Below are 2,231 nucleotides of genomic sequence, written 5' to 3'. Positions count from 1 at the left end.
GCTTGTTTGCTACATTGGTTTTGGTTTGCTTGGTATCTTTGGTTTGTTTAGCATTATTCATCATTAACCTGCCTTGTATTCGGTTTAGAGTCTATCAACTGTACGGTTTTGATTGATGAAAGGTTATCCACTCTTAAAGCTACGACACGAACTTATCTTGGTGGTTGCCCTTATGGTTCTAAGGTGCGTACAAGATGTGGATAACAGGTTTTTGCTTATTATACCTTAAAAGGGGTATACAAAGGTGCGTATCACGCACCGTTTTTGGATTTAATCTGTTTTAAAATGTAACCATACGGGCAAATTATATTCGCCCCTACGATTTAAATATTTTCAACAAAATTTTTTAATAACTGCAAGCCCACTTTACCAGATTTCTCTGGGTGAAATTGCATTCCAAAATAATTGCCTTGTCCCACAATCGCACTAAATTTCTCGCCATATTTACAAGTGGCAAGTGTATTGGCCCCAACCGCCATTCGATAACTGTGAACAAAATAAACAAAATCGCCATTGTTAATGTCTTTAAACAAAGGGTGATTCACATCATCAAAATACAGTTTATTCCAGCCCATATGCGGTAAGGGCAACTCGCCCACTTCTAATTTATGGGTAGTGTTGGCAATTAAATTTAGCGTATCAATTTTGGCATTTTGCCCCTCAAGAGAATACTCGCCCAATAATTGCATTCCAAGACAAATCCCAAGTAAAGGCACTTTGATTTGTCTAACGATGTCAATTAAACCTTTTTTGCTAAGTTCATTCATTGCAAATTCAGCCGTTCCCACCCCCGGTAATACCACTTTATCAGCAGATAAGATGACTTCTTTATCGTCCGAAATAATGGGCGTAATGCCAAGCCGTTCAAAGGCGAATTTCACCGAAGTTAAATTGGCACAGTTTGTGTCTATAATAACCAGTTTCATTTTTTTATCCTGTTTAATTAAAATCATATCATTCATTTTAATTTTTTTGGTATGTAGGGGCTAGCTTGGCACGCCCTGAAAATAATATCTGATAACTGGGCGTGTGCAACACGCCCCTACAAATCCACTCAAAAAATAATCAATGAACAATTTAAAAATCACAAAACCCCTTTACTACTCGGCAATTCATTGCCTTCAATTTTAATACATTGTCTTAGCGTTCTGCCAAACACTTTAAATAGACTTTCAATTTTATGGTGGTCATTGTCGCCTTTGACTTTTAAATGCAAAGTTGCCATCATTGCCATCGCCATTGAATAAAAAAAGTGTTCGGTGAGTTCGGTGCTAAAATCGCCCACTTTGTCTCGGCTAAATTTGCCTTTAAATTTTAAAAACGGTCTGCCTGATAAATCCATCGTACATTCGGCACGGCATTCGTCCATTGGCAAAACAAAGCCAAAACGGGCAATGCCTTTTTTATCGCCAATCGCTTGTTTTAATGCCTGTCCAAACGCAATGGCGGTGTCTTCTACCGAATGGTGTTCATCAATCCACAAATCGCCTTTGCACGAAATGGCGACTTTAAATCCGCCGTGCGTGGCAATTTGGTCTAACATATGGTCAAAAAACCCAATGCCCGTTTTAATGTCATTCACGCCCGTTTCATCAAGCCAAACTTGCACTTTAATGTCGGTTTCTTTGGTGGTTCTAATCACTTCGCCATAGCGTTTTTGGCGTTCGCCAATATTGGTTGTCGCTTGTCCCAATAGCTTTTCGGCAATTAAATCCCAATTTAAATTATCAGGATTGTATTTAAGCCCAACAATGCCCAAATTATTCGCAAGCTCAATGTCGGTGTCTCTATCGCCAATCACAAAACTGTTATTTTTATCAAATAAATTGTTATCAATATAGCTTTGCAAAAGTTTGGTTTTTGGCTTTCGGCATTCACAATCATCGTCTTTAAAATGTGGACAAATCAAAATATCATCAAAGACAATGCCTTGTGATGTAAAAATATCCAGCATTGCATTGTGTGGTTTGTCAAAATTTTCCTTTGGGAAACTGTCCGTGCCAAGTCCGTCTTGATTGGACACCATTACAAGGCGGTATTTTTTTTGTAATGCCAACAGGGCAGGAATAACGCCTTTTTCTAATTTTAGTTTTTCCAAACTGTCAATTTGAAAATCGGTTTTGGGCTCGTCAATTAAAGTGCCATCTCGGTCAATAAATAGGGTGGGCTTCATTTGTTTTTCCTTTAAAAAATAACTTGGTTTTAAGTGTAAGGTGCGTAATACGCACCTT

Annotated in this window: 2 protein-coding genes; both read right to left on the bottom strand. The window is 38.1% G+C overall.

The features are described 5' to 3' along the window. Nucleotides 1-323 precede the first annotated feature (323 nt). The gene (hisH, locus tag B5J93_RS12895) at nucleotides 324-926 is read right to left on the bottom strand and encodes an imidazole glycerol phosphate synthase subunit HisH (protein ID WP_079326735.1); all 603 of its coding nucleotides are present in this window, start codon (nucleotides 924-926) and stop codon (nucleotides 324-326) included. A 158-nt stretch (nucleotides 927-1,084) separates the two neighbouring features. Then, the gene (hisB, locus tag B5J93_RS12890) at nucleotides 1,085-2,173 is read right to left on the bottom strand and encodes a bifunctional histidinol-phosphatase/imidazoleglycerol-phosphate dehydratase HisB (RefSeq protein WP_079326734.1); all 1,089 of its coding nucleotides are present in this window, start codon (nucleotides 2,171-2,173) and stop codon (nucleotides 1,085-1,087) included. Nucleotides 2,174-2,231 lie beyond the last annotated feature (58 nt).

Source organism: Moraxella equi, from assembly GCF_002027555.1.
Lineage (GTDB): Bacteria > Pseudomonadota > Gammaproteobacteria > Pseudomonadales > Moraxellaceae > Moraxella > Moraxella equi.
Note: the sequence above shows the minus strand (reverse complement) of the source record. Positions and strands in the feature narration are given on the sequence as shown.

Excerpts from the sequence above, each read along its gene's own strand:
- hisH (WP_079326735.1), bottom strand. The coding sequence starts at position 926 with ATGAAACTGGTTATTATAGACACAAACTGTGCCAATTTAACTTCGGTG.
- hisB (WP_079326734.1), bottom strand. The coding sequence starts at position 2,173 with ATGAAGCCCACCCTATTTATTGACCGAGATGGCACTTTAATTGACGAG.